Annotated in this window: 11 protein-coding genes; 8 read left to right on the top strand and 3 right to left on the bottom strand. The window is 66.8% G+C overall.

All coding sequences use genetic code 11. From position 1 onward, the window contains the following. Nucleotides 1–97: 97 nt before the first annotated feature. The 3 genes from AC1KVE_RS08050 to grxC form a co-directional block, all read right to left on the bottom strand. Entirely contained in the window at nt 98–1,105 is a 1,008-nt protein-coding gene (locus AC1KVE_RS08050; protein ID WP_005998180.1) for an isocitrate dehydrogenase, read from the bottom strand. 346 nt (nt 1,106–1,451) lie between these two features. Then, nucleotides 1,452–1,847, bottom strand: coding sequence for a carboxymuconolactone decarboxylase family protein (locus AC1KVE_RS08045; RefSeq protein ID WP_046345833.1), 396 nt, complete (start codon nt 1,845–1,847; stop codon nt 1,452–1,454). Beyond that, nucleotides 1,844–2,152, bottom strand: coding sequence for a glutaredoxin 3 (gene grxC / locus AC1KVE_RS08040; RefSeq protein WP_016902239.1), 309 nt, complete (start codon nt 2,150–2,152; stop codon nt 1,844–1,846). Before grxC ends, AC1KVE_RS08045 begins: the two co-directional genes overlap by 4 nt. A gap of 148 nt (nt 2,153–2,300) precedes the next feature. On the opposite strand from grxC, the gene AC1KVE_RS08035 reads away from it, so the two are divergent. The 8 genes from AC1KVE_RS08035 to lpxH all read left to right on the top strand — a co-directional run bounded on the left by AC1KVE_RS08035 (nt 2,301) and on the right by lpxH (nt 12,802). Continuing rightward, nucleotides 2,301–3,947 carry a M48 family metalloprotease gene (locus tag AC1KVE_RS08035; protein ID WP_102252690.1) on the top strand — a complete coding sequence of 549 codons (1,647 nt, stop codon included), beginning with the start codon at nt 2,301–2,303 and terminating at the stop codon, nt 3,945–3,947. Nucleotides 3,948–4,121: 174 nt separating this feature from the next. Continuing rightward, nucleotides 4,122–4,811 (top strand): phosphate regulon transcriptional regulator PhoB, encoded by a 690-nt coding sequence (gene phoB, locus AC1KVE_RS08030; protein WP_002806631.1) that lies wholly within the window; start codon nt 4,122–4,124, stop codon nt 4,809–4,811. A gap of 77 nt (nt 4,812–4,888) precedes the next feature. After that, nucleotides 4,889–6,217: a phosphate regulon sensor histidine kinase PhoR gene (gene phoR, locus AC1KVE_RS08025; RefSeq protein ID WP_016902237.1), complete on the top strand. Its 1,329-nt coding sequence runs from the start codon at nt 4,889–4,891 to the stop codon at nt 6,215–6,217. Between the two features lie 122 nt (nt 6,218–6,339). Further along, the gene (ppk1, locus tag AC1KVE_RS08020; protein ID WP_024938416.1) at nt 6,340–8,442 is read left to right on the top strand and encodes a polyphosphate kinase 1; all 2,103 of its coding nucleotides are present in this window, start codon (nt 6,340–6,342) and stop codon (nt 8,440–8,442) included. Between the two features lie 63 nt (nt 8,443–8,505). Then, nucleotides 8,506–10,026: an exopolyphosphatase gene (gene ppx / locus AC1KVE_RS08015; RefSeq protein WP_024938415.1), complete on the top strand. Its 1,521-nt coding sequence runs from the start codon at nt 8,506–8,508 to the stop codon at nt 10,024–10,026. 216 nt (nt 10,027–10,242) lie between these two features. Next, on the top strand, nt 10,243–11,379 hold the full coding sequence (locus AC1KVE_RS08010) for a glycosyltransferase family 4 protein (RefSeq protein ID WP_481092833.1): 1,137 nt from the start codon (nt 10,243–10,245) through the stop codon (nt 11,377–11,379). Continuing rightward, nucleotides 11,360–11,902 carry a phosphatase PAP2 family protein gene (locus tag AC1KVE_RS08005; RefSeq protein WP_024938413.1) on the top strand — a complete coding sequence of 181 codons (543 nt, stop codon included), beginning with the start codon at nt 11,360–11,362 and terminating at the stop codon, nt 11,900–11,902. The genes AC1KVE_RS08010 and AC1KVE_RS08005 overlap by 20 nt, the downstream gene beginning before the upstream one ends. A gap of 156 nt (nt 11,903–12,058) precedes the next feature. Further along, nucleotides 12,059–12,802 (top strand): UDP-2,3-diacylglucosamine diphosphatase, encoded by a 744-nt coding sequence (gene lpxH / locus AC1KVE_RS08000; protein ID WP_016902232.1) that lies wholly within the window; start codon nt 12,059–12,061, stop codon nt 12,800–12,802. Nucleotides 12,803–13,083 lie beyond the last annotated feature (281 nt).

Genomic DNA, 13,083 nt, shown 5'->3' with positions numbered 1-13,083 from the left:
CGGGATTGGGGATTCGTAAGAGCGACTCCCCAAATCCCTGGACTCAACGCAAAAAAAAGGGCGCCTGGGCGCCCTTTTTTTGCTGTCGCCGTGTCGCTCAGAGGCGGCTGGCGATGGCCTTGGCGAAGCCCATGGTGTTGCCGGTGCCGCCCAGGTCGGGGGTCAGCGAATCCTTGGCTTCCAGGGTGGCCACGATCGCTTCGCGCAGGCGCTCGGCGTTCTGCGGCTGACCGATGTGGTCCAGCATCTGCGCGGCACCCAGCAGCAGCGCGCACGGGTTGGCCTTGCCCTGCCCTGCGATGTCCGGCGCCGAGCCATGCACGGCCTCGAAGATCGCCGCGTCCACACCGATGTTGGCGCCCGGGGCCAGGCCCAGGCCGCCGACCAGACCGGCGCACAGGTCGGAGATGATGTCGCCGAACAGGTTGGTGGTCACGATGATGTCGAACTGCTCAGGACGCATCACCAGCTGCATGCAGGTGTTGTCGACGATCATTTCCTGGAATTCGATTTCCGGATACTGCGTGGCCACATCGCGTGCCACCTTCAGGAACAGGCCCGAGGTCGACTTGATGATGTTGGCCTTGTGCACCGCGGTGACCTTCTTGCGGCCGGTGGCGCGCGCCAGGTCGAAGGCGTAGCGCACGATGCGCTCGGAGCCCTTGCGGGTGACGCGGGCGCCGGAGAACGCGGTCTCGCCGTCCTCGGACACGGTCTGGCCTTCGCTCAGGTAGGCGCCTTCGGTGTTCTCACGCACCGTGATCAGGTCCACGCCATCGGCGAAACGCGACTTGGTGTTGGGGAACGACTTGGCCGGACGCACGTTGGCGTACAGGTCGAACTTGCGACGCATGGCGACGTTGATCGAGCTGAAGCCCTCGCCGACCGGGGTGGTCAGCGGGCTTTTCAGGGCCACCTTGTTCTTGGTGATCGAGGCCAGGGTGGACTCGGGCAGCAGATCGCCGTGCTTTTCCAGCGCGACCAGGCCAGCGTCGGCGTACTCGTAGGTCAGGCCAGCCTGCAGCGCGTCGAGCACGAACAGCGTGGCATCCATGATCTCCGGGCCGATACCGTCGCCGCGGATGACCGTGATTGTCTGCGTCATAACGTTGGGTTTCCGAACTTGAAGGGGGGAGCGCCAGCCGCAATACCCGGCAGAGCGGCGCAAGGAGGTTTCACAGGCAATTATGCCCGATGCCGGTGAAGGCGCCCAAACCGACCTTGGTCTAAGAGCCCCCGGATGCGCACGGCAGCCATTCGGTGCAGCGAACGGCCGCGCGTACCACCGCCTGCAGGCACAACTTCAGTGCAGCTGCCTGAAAGCACCTGCCGTCCCAGCCAGCGGCCGGTGCCCAAATCGGACCACCTCAACGCAAAGCCGCCAACAACAGGCGGCACGCGCCCTCGCCCGCCGTTACGAATCCCGAATCACCTCTCCCCCTCCCACCCACTCACCCGTGCGCGTGCTGCTCCGGTGCCGGGGCGCCGCCGTCGAGCTGGTCGAGGAAGTCCACCGCGCGACGCAGATGCGGGATGACGATGGAGCCGCCGACCACCAGGCCGACCGAGAAGGTTTCGAAGAATTCCTCGCGGGTCACGCCGGCCTCCTTGCACTGGGCGACGTGGTAGCTGATGCAGTCGTCGCAGCGCAGCACCATCGAGGCGACCAGGCCGAGCAGTTCCTTGGTCTTCACATCCAGCGCGCCCGCCTGGTAGGTCTGGGTGTCCAGCGCAAAGAACCGGCGCACCACCTGGTTGGGCTCGGCCAGGATGCGCTGGTTCATGCGCTGGCGGAATTCGGTGAACTCGCGCAGCCGGTCGTCGCTGCCGCTGCCGGTCTCGCTCATGCCTGGCCGCCTGTGTTGCCGGCCAGCAAGGGCTCGAGCTTGCCGGCCCGGTGCATCGCCATCATGTCGTCGTAACCGCCCACATGGACGTCGCCGACAAAGATCTGCGGCACGCTGGTGCGCTTGGCCAGCGCAACCATCTTGTTGCGCTCGGCCGGATCCAGGTCGATGCGCACCTCGGTCCAGGTCCGGCCCTTGCTCTTGAGGAAGTTCTTGGCCGCCACGCAGTACGGGCAAATGGCGGAGGAATACAGGGTGATCTGCGGGCCGCTGGCCGCATCCTGCACGTTGGTGTCTTGGCTCACGGGAAACTCCGTGGTTGGTCTGAGGTCTGACAATGGTACCGGGCGACTGGAATTTCCATGTCGTCACCGCAACACTGTGGATTAACCGATGATTCACGCCATCGCGCCGTGCTGCCTGCATGCTCCGCGCACCACCTGGGAGTTCCACTTGCGCCTGCTACCGCTCGCCACCGCCCTCACGCTGGCCGTTGCCATGGGGGTGGCACCCGCGCAGGAAAACCGCCTGCCCGACATCGGCTCGTCTGCCGGCGAGCTGCTGACCCCGGCGCGCCAGGCCGAGTACGGCAAGATGATGCTGGCCGAGTTGCGCAACTACGACTACGTGCTGGACGACCCGCTGATCACCGACTGGCTGCAGACCATGGGCACCCGGCTCGGCGCCAACAGCGACCAGCCGCAGCAGCCGTTTACGTTTTTCATGCTGCGCGACCGCCAGATCAACGCCTTCGCCACGCTGGGCGGCTATATCGCGGTCAATGCCGGGCTGGTGTTGACCGCCGAGCGCGAGGACGAGGTGGCCGCGGTGCTGTCGCACGAAATCGCCCACGTCACCCAGCAGCATGTGCTGCGCGGGGTGGAACGGGCGCAGCGCGACCAGATCCCGATCCTGCTCGGCATGCTGGCGGCGGTGGTCGCCGCGCAACAGGCCGGCGGCAATTCCAAGGGCGATGCCACCATGGCCGGCATCACCAGTGCGATGGGGCTGATGCAGCAGCGCCAGATCGACTACACCCGCTCCAACGAATCCGAGGCCGACCGGCTGGGCATCCGCACGCTGGTGCGCAGCGGCTACGACGTGGATGCGATGGCCGGCTTCTTCGAGCGCATGTCGGTGGCGATGCGCGCCAACGAAGGCGGCTACAGCGCGCCGGACTTTCTGCAGACCCACCCGGTCACGGTCACCCGCATCAGCGAGGCCAAGGCGCGCGCCGAGCAGATGAAGAAGAACACCGTGGTGCTGACCACCTCGGTGCCGGGCGGCACGCGCCAGGAACGGGTGGACCCGGCCGACCCGTCGCTGTCCGAACCGCTGAGCCGCAACGGCAACGCACTGCTGCCGTATGCGCTGCGGCTGCCGGTGGATGCGCTGAGCCGCAGCGGCGACCAGCAGAACTTCGACTGGGCCAAGGAACGCCTGCGCGTGCTCAGCGCCACCACGCCGGATGCGGCCATCCGCGAATACGAGACCCTGCGCCGCAGTGCCAAGCACGGCCTGACCGATGCGCAGCGCTACGGGCTGGCGCTGGCACGCCTGCGCAACAGCGGCGGCCGGCCCAGTGAACCGGTGGCCGAACTGACCAGCCTGCTGGAAACGCACCCCGACAACCTGTGGCTGACGCTGGGGCTGAGCGAGGCGCAGGCGCGGGTGGGCCAGCGCGAGGTGGCCAATGCGCGTTTCGACGCGCTGCTCAAGCAACTGCCGAACAACCGCGCGGTGGCGCTGACCTATGCCGGCGCGCTCAACGAGCAGGCCAGCAAGGAATCCGGCCAGCGCGCGCGTCAGGTGCTGGAGCCGCTCCTGCATCGCAGCAGCGAAGATCCCCTGTTGCAACAGACCTACGCTCGCGCCTGCGAGCTGTCCGGCGACCATCTGCGTGCCAGCGAGGCCTATGCCGAAGCTGCGTACTTGAACGGACGCCCGGAACAGGCGCTGATCCAGTTGGAAGCGCTGAAGAAGAAAGATCTCGACTATGTGACACGGGCGCGGGTGGATGCACGCATCGCGGCGATCACGCCGACCGTGCTGGAGCTGCGCCGGCAAGGCATCCGCGACCCGGATCTGTCGACGCGCTAGCGCATGTGACGGTTGGCGCAGCGGTCATTTAGGTGTGTGCCGAGGGGTTCAGCACCGCGCCTGCCAGTGGCACAGGCCGCTTTGACCACGGCGGCAGCCCTCAGGCATGTCACATTAGAGTCACAAAACCGTAGTCTACTGGCGATCAACCTAAAGCCAGACGGTAAGCCCCGCGTGCAAAAACGCATTCTGATCGTCGACGACGAACCCGCGATTCGCGACATGGTGGCGTTCGCGCTGCGCAAAGGCGAGTTCGAACCCATCCATGCCGGCGATGCCCGCGAGGCGCAGACCGCCATCGCCGACCGCGTGCCGGACCTGATCCTGCTGGACTGGATGCTGCCAGGCACCAGCGGGCTGGATCTGGCACGGCGCTGGCGCAAGGAACAGCTGACCCGCGAGATTCCAATCATCATGCTGACCGCGCGCGGCGAAGAGAACGACCGCGTCGGTGGCCTGGAAGCCGGGGTCGACGATTACGTGGTCAAGCCGTTCTCGGCGCGCGAGTTGCTGGCGCGCATCCGCGCGGTGATGCGCCGCACCCGCGAGGACGACGAGGACGGCAGCGTGGCCGTGGGCCGCCTGCGCATCGACGGCGCCGCGCACCGGGTGTTTGCCGGCGATGCGCCGGTGCCGATCGGCCCGACCGAGTACCGCCTGCTGCACTTTTTCATGACACATCCCGAGCGCGTGTATACCCGCACCCAGCTGCTGGATCATGTCTGGGGCGGCAGCGTGTATGTGGAAGAGCGCACCATCGACGTGCATATCCGCCGCCTGCGCAAGACGCTGGAACCGTTCGGCCTGGAAAACATGGTGCAGACCGTGCGTGGCTCGGGCTACCGTTTCTCTTCGGCAACCTAGTGCTTGCCGCACAGCCGGTCGGCCCTGCCGCTGGGCTGGCTCGCACGCCCACCTGACGCTCCGTGGTAACGCCTTCCATGCCTCAACATATCCGTTCCGCCTGGCTCAAGACGCTCGGCACTCTCGCGCTGTTGCTGGGCGCTGCCGTGCTGGTCGGCGTGCTGATCGAGCATGTGTGGATGGCGTTGACGCTGACCGCGCTGGGGGTGCTGGCCTGGCATTACTGGCGGTTGCGCCAGGTGCTGCAGCGCCTGACCGCGCGCCAGCGCGCCGAGCCCGCCGCCGGGATCGGCGCCTGGAACGAGCTGGATCGCCTGCTCTATCGCAGCCAGGCCGAAATGCGCGGGCGCAAGCGTCGCCTGATCGAGATGCTGCGTACCTACCGCGCCGCCGCGCAGGCACTGCCGGATGCGGTGGTGGTGGTGGATCGCAACAGCCAGCGCGTGCAGTGGTTCAACCGCGCCGCGGGCGGACTGCTGGGGCTGCATCATCCGGGCGACATGGGCGTGTCGGTGGTGGAGCGGTTGCAGCCGTTGCCGCTGGCGCACTGGCTGGCGGCCGGCCGCAATGCCGAGCCCATGCTCGACGCCGCCTCGCCGGTGGATCCGGATCTGCGCCTGAATCTGCGCCTGATCCCCTACTCGGACGATTACTGGCTGCTGGTGGCGCGCGATGTCAGCAAACTGCTGCGACTGGAGCAGGTGCGCCGCGACTTCGTGGCCAACGTCTCGCACGAGCTGCGTACGCCATTGACGGTGGTGCACGGCTATCTGGACATGCTCGACCCGGAAGACTTTCCCGATTCGGGCCCGATGCTGGCCGAGATGCGCAAGCAGTCGCAGCGCATGGCGCAGCTGGTCGAAGACCTGCTGACGCTGTCGCGGCTGGAATCGCAGGAAGAACTCGGCGAGGAACACGTGGCGATGGCGCCGATGCTGTCGACGCTGCGGCGCGAGGCCGAAGCGCACAGCCAGGGCCGCCACACCGTGGAGGTGTTCGACGAGGCCGGCGTGGACCTGCTCGGCTCCAACAAGGAATTGCATAGCGCCTTCTCCAACCTGGTCACCAATGCGGTGCGCTACACGCCCGGCGGCGGCACGGTGACGATCCGCTTCGTGCGCGAAGGCGATGGCGCGGCCCTGGCGGTGCGCGACACCGGCTACGGCATTCCCGCCTCGCATCTGCCGCGCATCACCGAGCGCTTCTATCGCGTCTCCAGCAGCCGCTCGCGCGAGAGCGGCGGCACCGGGCTGGGACTGTCGATCGTCAAGCACATCCTGGGACTGCACCAGGCGCGTCTGGAAATCGAAAGCGAAGTCGGACGCGGGAGCGAATTCTCATGCCATTTTGTCGCTGCGCGCGTCGTGCAGCGCGATCAGTCCCTGCCACTGTCACGTTCGGCGTGATATGTAAGAGGTGCGCGCCGCACCGCGGTGCGATGCACGCGCGCACGACGCGCTGCATCGCCTGCGCTGCCTCTGGCGCGCTGCCACGCCGCACACCATCTCCGTCTTGATGACCGATTCCAATGGGCCACGCCAAAGAACTGCACGACGTCACACCTTCCGAGGACATCGCCACCGATCCGTTGCGCGATCCGGCGCTGTACATCAACCGGGAACTGTCGCAGCTGGACTTCAATTTCCGGGTGCTGGCACAGGCGTTGGACGAGCAGGTGCCATTGCTGGAACGGCTGCGGTTCCTGTGCATTTCCTGCACCAACCTGGATGAATTCTTCGAGATCCGCGCCGCCACCGTGCGGCATGCGCAGGAGTTCGGCCTGCCGCCGGCGCCGGATGGCCTGAGCCCGACCGCCATCCTCAACGCGGTGCACGACCGCGCCGCCAAGCTGGTCGAACAGCAGTACCACGCGTGGAATGAAGTGCTGCGCCCGGCGATGGAAGATGCCGGCGTGGCCGTGCTCAGCCGCACGGCCTGGACCTCGCGTCAGAAGCGCTGGCTGCGGGCGTACTTCCGCAACGAGATCATGCCGGTGCTGTCGCCGCTGGGGCTGGACCCGGCGCATCCGTTTCCGAAGATCCTCAACAAGACCTTGAACATCGTGGTGGTGCTGGAGGGCCAGGACGCATTCGGGCGCGCCGGTCATCTGGCCATCGTGCGTGCGCCGCGCTCGTTGCCGCGCATCATCCAGCTGCCGGCGAGCCTGTCGCCGGAGGGCGCGCAGAGCTTCGTGTTCCTGTCCTCGGTGCTGTCCGAGTTCGTCGACGAGCTGTTCCCCGGCATGCAGGTCAAGGGCTCGTATCAGTTCCGCGTCACCCGCAACTCCGAGCTGGTAGTGGACGAGGAAGAGGTCGAGAACCTGGCGCTGGCCTTGCGCGACGAGCTGGTCACCCGCGGCTATCGCCCGGCGGTGCGCCTGGAGATCGCGCACGACTGCCCGGCGCCGATCATGCGCACCCTGCTGCAGAACTTCGGCCTGAACGAAAACGCGGTGTACCGCATCGTCGGGCCGGTCAACCTGAGCCGCGTCACCCAGGTCTACGATCTGGTGCAGCGCCCCGAACTGAAGTATCCGTTGTTCAATCCGCGCACCCTGCGCGACAACGACGGCATCTTCGAGATCGTCAGCAAGGGCGATGTGCTGCTGCATCACCCCTTCGATGCGTTCACCGCGGTGCTGGACGTGATCCGCCAGGCCGCGGTCGACCCGAACGTGCTGGCGATCAAGCAGACGCTGTACCGCACCGGCAAGGACTCGCTGATCGTCGATGCGCTGATCCTGGCCGCGCGCAACGGCAAGGACGTCACCGTGGTGGTGGAGCTGCGCGCGCGTTTCGACGAAGAGGCCAACCTGGGCCTGGCCGACAAGCTGCAGGAAGCCGGCGTGCAGGTGGTGTACGGCGTGGTCGGCTTCAAGACGCACGCCAAGATGCTGCTGATCGTGCGCCGCGAGGGACGCAAGCTCAAACGCTATGTGCATCTGGGCACCGGCAATTACCACAGCGGCACCGCGCGCCTGTACACCGACATCAGCCTGATCACTGCGGATGTGGAAATCGGCAACGATGTGCACATGCTGTTCCAGCAGTTGTCCGGGCTGGCCCCGCGCATGAAGCTGGAGCAGTTGCTGCAGTCGCCCTTCACCCTGCACGCCGGCGTGTTGAAGCGGATCGAGCGCGAAACGCGGCTGGCCCGCAACGGCCGCCCGGGCCGCATCATCGCCAAAATGAATGCCCTCAACGAGCCGCAGGTCGTGCGTGCGCTGTATACCGCCTCGCAAGCCGGTGTGCAGATCGACCTGATCGTGCGCGGCGCCTGCACGCTGCGCCCGGGCGTTCCCGGCGTGTCCGACAATATCCGCGTGCGCTCTATCGTGGGGCGTTTTCTGGAACATAGCCGCGTGTACTGGTTCGGCAACGATGGCGCGGCAGAGTTGTATTGCGCCAGCGCCGATTGGCTGGAGCGCAACCTGCTGCGGCGCGTGGAGACCTGCTTCCCGATCCTGGACCCGGATCTGGCCAAGCGCGTCTACCGCGAAGTGCTGCAGAACTACCTGGACGACAACGTCAACGCCTGGGAGCTGGATGCCGACGGCGTCTATCACAAACGCCTACCAGGCCCTGGCGAGCCGGCCCATTCGGCGCAGATGACCTTGCTCGAGCGGATCTGAAAGCGGCGCGGGCGTGGCCCCTCACGGGGCCAACGGCCCATCGGCTACCATGCGCCCATGCCAATGCCCTCCCCCACGATCCCGCCCCTGCGCGATGGCGATTTCCTCGCCGCCATCGACTTAGGATCCAACAGCTTCCACATGGTCATTGCGCGCTACCTGATGGGTCAGCTGCGCGTGGTCGATCGTCTGCGCGAAACCGTGCGCATGGCCGACGGCCTGGATGGCAAGGGTGGCCTCTCCAACGAAGCGCGCCAGCGCGCGCTCGAATGCCTGGCGCGCTTCGGCCAGCGCATCCGGGAAGTGCCGTCGTTGCGCGTACGCGCGCTGGCCACCAACACGGTGCGTCAGCTGCGCTCGCCGCAGGCGTTCCTGATGCCGGCCGAAACCGCGCTCGGGCATGCGATCGAAGTGGTCAGCGGACGCGAGGAAGCGCGCCTGATCTATCTCGGCGTTGCGCATGCGCAACCGCCCAAGCCCGATCAACGCCGGCTGGTGATCGACATCGGCGGCGGCTCGACCGAGTTCATCATCGGCCGCGGATTCCAGACCCTGGAACGCGAGTCCCTGCAGGCCGGCTGCATCGCCAGCACGCGCCGCTTCTTTCCCGGCGGCAAGCTGTCGAAGAAGAAATGGAAGGATGCGCTGACCGAGATCGGCACCGAATTCCAGCAGTTCGCCAATCAGTACAAGGCGCTGGGCTGGCACGAGGCGATCGGCTCGTCCGGCACACACAAGGCCATCGGCGAGATCTGTGCGGCGATGAAGCTCACCAAGGGCGCAATCACCGCCGAGGCGCTGCCGGCGCTGCGCGATGAACTGCTCAAGGCCAAGCGCATCGAGGACATCCAGTTGCCCGGCCTGGCCGCCGAACGCCGGCCGATCATCGCTGGCGGCATCCTGGTGCTGGAAGCGGCGTTCCAGGCCCTGGGGCTGGAGAAGCTGATGGTCAGCAAGGCGGCGATGCGCGAAGGCATTCTCTACGACATGCTCGGCCGCGGTGGCGAGAACGACCCGCGCGACAGCTCGGTGGCCTCGCTGGTGCAGCGCTACGGCATCGACGAAGTGCAGGCGCAGCGCGTGGAAGCCACTGCCTGCCGCCTGTTCGACCAGGTCTGCGAATCCTGGCAGCTGGATGGCGACGACGCGCAGGTGTTGCGCCGCGCTGCGCGCCTGCACGAGCTGGGCCTGATCATCGCGCACAGCCAGTATCACGTGCACGGCAGCTACATCCTGGAGCACTCGGACATCGCCGGTTTCTCGCGCCAGGAGCAGCAGGTGCTGGCATCGCTGGTGCGCACGCACCGGCGCAACGTGCCCAAGACCGCGTTCGATGCGCTGCCGGACCGCCTGCTGCTGCCGACCCGGCGCAAGGCCGCGCTGCTGCGGCTGGCGGTGCTGCTGCATCGCGCCCACGAATCGGACCCGATTCCGACCCTGGAACTCACCGCCGACGACACCCGCCTGTCGTTGATCCTGTCGCAAAGCTGGATCGACTCGCGCCCGCTGCTGCGCGCCGACCTGATCGGCGAAGTCGAGAGCATGGCCGGGCTGGGGATCGCGTTCAAACCGTTTGTGACCTGAGGCCTGCGGCCTCAGGCGGGATTTGGGATTCGGGATTCGGGATTCGTTGACCGCGGCACGTGATGTATTGCGTACTCGCCCAGATGCGCGAAGACCGCTTTTGCGAATCTCCAATCCCGAATTCCTAATCCCGTCGCACTTGTCACCGCCGCGACTTATCCGCGCAACATCCATGCCATCGCCCTCCCGGAAGCTAGCGAAAACCGGAGAACGGGCATGCGCTACGCGATCGTTACCGAAACCTATCCCCCCGAAGTCAACGGTGTTGCGCTGACCGTGCACGGGCTGGAAACCGGCCTGCGCGCACGCGGACACCAGGTGGACGTGGTGCGTCCACGGCAGAGCGGCGATACCGATGCGGCCACCGCCCTGCTGGTGCGCGGCGCGGCGCTGCCGCGCTACCCGGGACTGAAATTCGGATTGCCGGCAACCCAACGCCTCGTTCGTCATTGGCAAATCACGCAACCGGATGCGGTCTATGTGGCCACGGAAGGCCCCCTGGGCTGGTCGGCGATGCGTGCCGCACGCCGGCTCGGCATTCCGGTCGCCACCGGCTTCCATACCCGCTTTGACGAGTACCTGCCCGACTACGGTGCCGCCTGGCTGCAGGGCACTGCGCTGCGCTGGATGCGCCGCTTCCACAATCAGGCCGAGGCCACCCTGGTACCCACGCGCGAGCTGCAGCAGTTCCTGCGCGACGGCGGCTTCGAGCGCGTGCAGTTGCTGGCACGCGCGGTGGACAGCCAGCAGTTCGATCCGGCCCGGCGCGATCCGGCCCTGCGTGCCGAATGGGGCATCGAGGGCGACGGCTTCGCCGCGATCTATGTCGGACGCATCGCCAACGAAAAGAATCTGCCGCTGGCGATTCGCGCCTTCCGCAAGCTGCAGCAGATCCGCCCGAAGGCGCGCTTCGTCTGGGTGGGCGATGGCCCGGCACGCGAAAAAATCGCGCACGAGAATCCGGACTTCATCTTCTGCGGCATCCAGCGCGGCGAGGCGCTGGCGCGCCACTTCGCCAGCGGCGATCTGTTCCTGTTCCCCAGCCGCAGCGAGACCTTCGGCAACGTGACCCTGGAGGCGATGGCCAGTGGTGTGGCCACCGTGGCCTTCGATTACGGCGCCGCACGCGAGTATCTGCGCAGCGGGCACAGCGGTGCGGCAGTGGAGAACGACGAGGCGTTCATCCAGGCGGCCGTCGCACTCACCGACGACGATGCGATGCGCCAGCGCCTGGGTGCGGCGGCCGCGCAGGCGATGAAGAAACTGCATCCGGACAACGTGGTCTCCGACTTCGAGGCCTTGCTGATGGGCATCACTGCGGCACGGGGGCGTTATGTCGGCAACGCGGCTTGAACTTCTGCGCGGTCACGAAGCGCGCTGGTGCCGGCGCGCCAACCACTGGTGCCGGCGCCACCCGGTGCGGCGCGCATTCGCCACCATCAGCCGGCTCGGCGATGGGGTGTTCTGGTACAGCCTGATGGGCTTGCTGGTGCTGCTCGACGGCATGGACGGCGTGCGCGCATCTGCGCACATGGCCGCCACCGGCGTGCTCGCGCTGACCTTGTACAAATCACTCAAGCGCTGGACGCGTCGGCCACGCCCGTACGCGGCCGACGTGCGCATCCGCGCCTGGGTGGCGCCGCTGGACGAGTTCAGTTTTCCGTCCGGCCACACCTTGCATGCGGTGTCCTTCAGCATCGTGGCACTGGCCTACTACCCGTGGCTGGCGCCCCTGCTGGTGCCGTTCTCGGCCGGCGTGGCGCTATCGCGCGTGGTGCTGGGCCTGCACTATCCCAGCGATGTCCTCGCTGCCACTGCGATCGGCGTGCTGCTGGCCAGCCTGTCGCTGTGGGGATTGCCGGTGTTGTTGGGGTAAGGAGCAAGCCCTGTCATCGCTGCGTTGGCCCGACCAGGCCAGCGATCCTCTCGTTGCCGCAGCCGGCCATTCACCCGGCACTCGCTCCGCGATGCAGCGCTCCACCGATTCCCCATTCCCGATTCCCGTCCCGCGCTCCCGCCGTACAATGGCGCGATGACGACCCTGTTCATTTCCGACCTGCATCTGGATCCGGCCCGGCCGGCGATCACCGAGCTGTTTCTGGACTTCCTGCGCACGCAGGTGCCCGGTAGCGACGCGCTCTACATCCTTGGCGATCTGTTCGAAGCCTGGATCGGCGATGACACGCCATCGACCGCTGCCGATGCGGTGGCCGTGGCGCTGCATGCGGTGGCCGATAGCGGCGTGCCGGTGTTCTTCATGCCGGGCAACCGCGACTTCCTGGTCGGCGAGGCGTATGCGCAACGCGCGGGCTTCCGCATCCTGCCCGACCCCACCGTGGTCGATCTGTACGGGCATCCGACCTTGCTGATGCATGGCGATCTGCTGTGCACCGACGACACCGCCTACCAGGCGTTCCGTGCGCAAACGCGCGATCCGGTCTTTCAGGCGCAGTTCCTGGCGCAGCCGCTGGCCGCGCGGGTGGCCTTCGCGCAGCAGGCGCGCGCTGCCAGCCAGGCGCGTCATGCAGAACTCAAGCAGGGCGACCAATCGCGCTTCGAGACCGTCACCGATGTCACCCCGGCCGAGGTGGAGGCCACCTTCGTGCGGTATGGCCTGGATCGCCTGATCCATGGTCACACCCATCGCCCTGCAATCCACACCCTGCAGGCCGGCGGCCAGACCTGCACACGCATCGTGCTGGGCGACTGGTACGAACAAGGCTCGGTGTTGCATGTGGATGCCGACGGCGTGTCGCTGGAGCAGTTGCCGCTTTAACGTGGCTGTCAGCAGCTAGCGAGCGGCCAGCTCGGCGCAGGCCGCTCGCCTGGCACCCGTTTGCAAGCGACAGACCGCGATGGGCACATGGAGGTGAGCGCCGTGATTTCGAGATCATGCCTGCGCGCCCTCGGTGTGCTGTTCACCCGTGCTGGAATGCAGCTTGACGCGTTGTCGGCACGCCTGATCGCGCCAGCCTGCTAGTCAACCACCGGTCCAGTCCCATCGATGGAAGGGTGACGAAACGGCTCGACTATGACCGTCCCGAAAGGCGACGGGGA

The organism is Xanthomonas sp. NCPPB 2864, from assembly GCF_056675615.1.
Note: the sequence above shows the minus strand (reverse complement) of the source record. Positions and strands in the feature narration are given on the sequence as shown.

Coding starts and splice junctions, on each gene's coding strand:
- AC1KVE_RS08050 (WP_005998180.1), bottom strand. CDS start 1,105: ATGACGCAGACAATCACGGTCATCCGCGGCGACGGTATCGGCCCGGAG.
- AC1KVE_RS08045 (WP_046345833.1), bottom strand. CDS start 1,847: ATGAGCGAGACCGGCAGCGGCAGCGACGACCGGCTGCGCGAGTTCACC.
- phoR (WP_016902237.1), top strand. CDS start 4,889: ATGCCTCAACATATCCGTTCCGCCTGGCTCAAGACGCTCGGCACTCTC.
- ppk1 (WP_024938416.1), top strand. CDS start 6,340: ATGGGCCACGCCAAAGAACTGCACGACGTCACACCTTCCGAGGACATC.
- ppx (WP_024938415.1), top strand. CDS start 8,506: ATGCCCTCCCCCACGATCCCGCCCCTGCGCGATGGCGATTTCCTCGCC.
- AC1KVE_RS08010 (WP_481092833.1), top strand. CDS start 10,243: ATGCGCTACGCGATCGTTACCGAAACCTATCCCCCCGAAGTCAACGGT.
- AC1KVE_RS08005 (WP_024938413.1), top strand. CDS start 11,360: ATGTCGGCAACGCGGCTTGAACTTCTGCGCGGTCACGAAGCGCGCTGG.
- lpxH (WP_016902232.1), top strand. CDS start 12,059: ATGACGACCCTGTTCATTTCCGACCTGCATCTGGATCCGGCCCGGCCG.